Annotated in this window: 1 protein-coding gene; it reads left to right on the top strand. The window is 71.2% G+C overall.

Translation table 11 applies throughout. From position 1 onward, the window contains the following. On the top strand, window positions 1-4523 hold a 4523-nt coding region (locus ACFWY6_RS44070), incomplete at both ends, for a condensation domain-containing protein (protein ID WP_384703157.1).

Here is a 4523-nt window from a genome sequence, read left to right as displayed (position 1 = left end):
GACAGGGTCGAGGCGATGGGCCCGGTGTTGGGCGTCTCGGAGGGGACGACGGCGCTGCAGTTCGCGTCGTTCAGCTTCGATGCCTCGGTGCTGGACGTGGCCGTGACGCTGGCGTCCGGTGGCACGCTGGCGATCGCGACCGGTGAGGAGCGTACGGATCCGCAGGCGCTGGCGGAGATGGTCCGTACGGCCGGGGTGACGGTGGCCAGCGTGGTGCCGTCTCTGTTGTCCGTACTCGACCCGCGGACCGTCCCCGGCGTACGCAACTGGGTGCTGGGTGCCGAGCGGCTGACCGCGGATCTGGCCGCCAAGTGGCGTGCGCAGGCGGGGCTGTGGAACACCTACGGCCCCACCGAATCCACCGTCATCGCCACCGCCGTGGAGCTCGCTACCGGCATCGACGCCGACGACCGGCCGCCGGCCATCGGCGGCCCGCTCCCCAACACCCGCGTGTTCGTGCTGGACGGCTTCCTGCGCCCGGTGCTGCCGGGCGTGGTGGGTGAGGTCTATCTCGCCGGTCCGGGTCTGGCCCGCGGCTATCTGGGCCGTCGGGAGCTGACGGCGGAGCGGTTCGTGGCCTGCCCGTACGCCGACGGCGTCCGTATGTACCGCAGCGGCGACCTGGCGAGGTGGAGCGGCGACGGGCTGCTGCACTTCGAGGGCCGGGCGGACACGCAGGTGAAGATCCGCGGCTTCCGAGTCGAGCCGGGTGAGGTCGAGTCGGTGATCGCGGCGCATCCGGAGGTCGCCCAGGCGGCCGTCGTGGTGCGTGCGGACCGTATCGCCGCCTATGTGACACCAGGCGCGCAGGGCGCGGCCGACGCGACCGAGATACGGGAATTCGCCGCCCGCCGCCTCCCCGCGTACATGGTCCCGGGCGCGGTGACGGTGCTGGATGCGTTGCCGCTCACCCCCAACGGCAAGGTGGACAAGGCCGCGCTGCCGGCCGTGGATGCGTCGGCTGGTGTGGGCCGGGCGCCGGCGACGCCCGTCGAGGCGCTGCTGTGCGGGCTCTTCGCAGAGGTGCTGGGCCTGGGGGAGGCCGGTGCCGACGACGACTTCTTCGCCCTGGGCGGAGATTCGATCCTGTCGATGCTGCTGGTCTCGGCCGCTCGGCGGGCGGGTCTGGCGATCTCCTCCCGGCAGGTGTTCGAGCTGCGGACGCCGGCGGGTCTGGCGCGGGTTGCGGAGGCCGTGGACAGCGCTGCTGTGGTGCCGGGCGGGGAGTCCGGTGTGGGTGCGGTGCCGCTGACGCCGGTGATGCATGAGCTGATCGAACGAGTCGGTCCGGAACGGCTCCATGAGGTCGTGCAGTCCAGCTGGGTGCGGACGCCGGCCGGTCTGGACTTCGAGGTGCTCACGCGGGCGGTGCAGGCGCTGGTGGCGCGGCATGACGTGCTGCGGGCGCGGTTGGTGCCGGGTGTGGAGGCGCGGCTTGTGGTGCCGGAGGCGGCTTCGGGGCGGGTGTTGGTGTGTCGGGTGGATGCGGCTGTCGCGGATGTGGATGTGGAGGCGCGGGCGGCGGTGGGTCGGTTGGATCCGCCGGGCGGTGTGATGGTGCAGGCGGTGTGGTTTGACGCCGGGGTGGATGTGCCGGGCCGGCTGTTGCTGGTGGTTCATCACTTGGTGGTGGACGGGGTGTCGTGGCGGGTGCTGCTGCCGGATCTGGCGGAGGCGTGTGCGGCGTTGGCTGCGGGTCGGGAGCCGGTGTTGGCGCCGGTGGCGACGTCGTTCCGACATTGGGCACAGGAGCTGCGGGCGCAGGCCGGGAGTGCGGAGCGGCTGGCGGAGCTGGCGGCCTGGACAGGGATGCAGGCGGGTTCCGACCCGCTGCTGACGGCGCTGCCGTTGGATCCGGTACGGGATGTCGAGTCGTCGGTGCGGCGGGTGTCAGTGCGGGTGCCGGCGTCGGCGCTGCTGACCGGGGTGCCTGCGGCGTTCGGCGCCAAGGTCGATGAGGTGCTGTTGGCCGGACTGGCGGCGGCGCTGGAGGAGTGGCGGCCCGAGGGCGCCTCCGGGGTCCTTGTCGAGACCGAGCGGCACGGGCGGGAGCCATTGGGCAGCGACCGGGTGGATCTGTCGCGGACGGTGGGCTGGTTCACGGGTGTGCATCCGGTCCGGCTGGATGTCGGCGGGTCGGTGTCGGTCGGGGAGGTCGTCAAGCGGGTCAAGGAGCAGGTGCGGGGTGTGCCCGGGGACGGTCTCGGTTACGGCATGCTCCGGTATTTGAATGCGGATACGGCGGTGGAGCTGGCGGCGCTGCCGACTGCGCAGGTCGGTTTCAACTACCTGGGCCGCTTCAGCAGCGGCTCGGGCGACGACTGGCAGCTGCTTGGCGACGATGTCGGGGGCGGCCTCGGCGGCGACTTCCCGGTGCGGCATGCGCTGGAGTTCCTGGGCGTGGTCCATGATCTGGCCGAGGGGCCGGAGCTGACGTTGACGTTGGCGTGGCCGGAGCGGCTGTTGGACTCGGGCGCGGCGCAGTCTCTGGTTGATGGCTGGGCGGAGATGCTGGCCGGGCTTGAGGCGCATGTGGCGTCGGGTGGTGGTGGTCATACGCCGTCGGATTTTCCGTTGGTGGCGTTGAGGCAGTCGCAGGTGGAGGAGTTGGAGGCGGCAGCACGCGGGCTGGTGGAGGTGTTGCCCGTATCGCCGTTGCAGGAAGGTCTGCTGTTTCACGCCCTGTTCGACGAGGGGTCGGCGGATGTGTATGTGGAGCAGCTGGTCCTGGACTTGGAGGGGCGGCTGGACGCAGGCGTGTTGCGGGCGTCGTGGCAGGCGGTGCTTGAACGGCACAGCAGCTTGCGGGCCGGTTTCCGGCAGGTGGCGGGGATCGAGCAGCCGCTGCAGGTTGTCGTCGAGGGTGTGCGGTTGCCCTGGCGCGAGGAAGACCTGACGGAACAGCCGGAGCAGGCCGAGGAGTTGGTGCTGGCCGAGCGGGTGCGGGGCTTTGACGTGGCGCGGCCGCCACTGATCCGCGTACTGCTGATCCGGCTGGGTGCGGACCGCTATCGCATGGTGATCACGCTGCACCACATCCTGCTGGACGGCTGGTCGCTACCGATCCTGCTGCGGGAGGTCTGGGCCGCGTACGCGGCCGGCGGCAGTGGCGCAGGACTGCCGGCGGTTACGCCTTACCGGGAGTATCTGTACTGGCTGGCGCGCCAGGACAAGGACGCCGCGCGCGCCGCCTGGACGCAGGCCCTCTCCGGGGCCGACGAACCAACCCTGGTCGCCCCCGCCGCCGTGGATGCCGGGGCCGCGCTGCCCCGATCGGTGGCCTGGGCGCCGAGTGTGGAGCTGAGCGACGCGGTGCGCGACCTGGCCCGGGAGCTGGGCGTCACGGTGAACACAGTCCTGCAAGCAGCATGGGCGATCGTGCTGGGTCAGCTGGCCCGCCGCCGGGACGTTGTCTTCGGGACGACGGTCGCGGGGCGGCCGGCCGAGCTGCCGGGCATGGAGGACATGCTGGGCCTCTTCATCAATACGGTCCCCGTGCGGGTGCGGCTCGAGGCCACGCAGCCGGTGGCCCAGCTGCTGACCGAACTGCAGGCGGAACAGTCGGGGTTACTCGATCACCAGTATCTCGGCCTTACGGAGATCCAGCGGCTGGCAGGCGCGGGCGCGAGCTTCGACACGCTGCTGGCGTTCGAGAACTTCCCAGGCGACCCGGATGTGCCGTCGTCGCTGGAGTCCGTGGCCGTCACGGGTGCGGGGATGCGGGAGTCGACAAACTTCGCGCTGGCGCTGGGCGTGGACCCCTCCGACCTGAACCTTCGGCTCGACTATCGCCCCGACCTTTTCGACGAGGACACCGCCCGGGCGTTGACCGGCCGGTTGGTGCGGGTGCTGGAGCAGGTTGCGGCGGATCCGCGGGTGCGGGTGAGCGAGCTCGACTTGCTCGGTGCGGATGAGCGGGCGCTGGTGGTAGGGGAGTGGAACGCCACCGCGAGGCCGGTCGGACCGCTCGCCGTGCCCGAGCGTTTCCAGGAGTGGGCAGTCCGGGCCCCGGAGGCGGTCGCGGTGCGCTGCGGGGCGGAGGACGTCTCGTACGGGGAGCTGGAGGCCCGGTCGAATCGGCTGGCCCGCTACCTGCGTCGTCAGGGTGTGGGCCGGGAGTCGCGGGTGGGTCTGCGGTTGCCGCGCGGTGTCGACACGGTGACGTCGATGCTGGCGGTGTGGAAGGCCGGTGGTGCGTATGTGCCGCTGGACCCTGAGTACCCGGCCGACCGGCTGGAGTTCATGACGGTCGACAGTGGCGCGTCCTTGGTGATCGACGCGGAGTGGTTGGCGAGGGCCGAGGGCGCGATTGTCGCCGAGCCCGACGCGTCGCTTGAGGCCGTGGTGGATGCCGGTCAGTTGGCGTACGTCATCTACACCTCGGGGTCGACGGGCCGTCCGAAGGGTGTGGCGGTGGCGCATCGGGGTGTGGCCAATCTGGTCGAGGCGATGGGGCCTGTGCTGGGTGCCGGTCCCGGTGAGGTGACGTTGCAGTTCGCGTCGTTCAGCTTCGATGCCTCGGT

The sequence above is a fragment of the Streptomyces sp. NPDC059037 genome (assembly GCF_042740015.1).
Taxonomy (GTDB): domain Bacteria; phylum Actinomycetota; class Actinomycetes; order Streptomycetales; family Streptomycetaceae; genus Streptomyces.
Note: the sequence above shows the minus strand (reverse complement) of the source record. Positions and strands in the feature narration are given on the sequence as shown.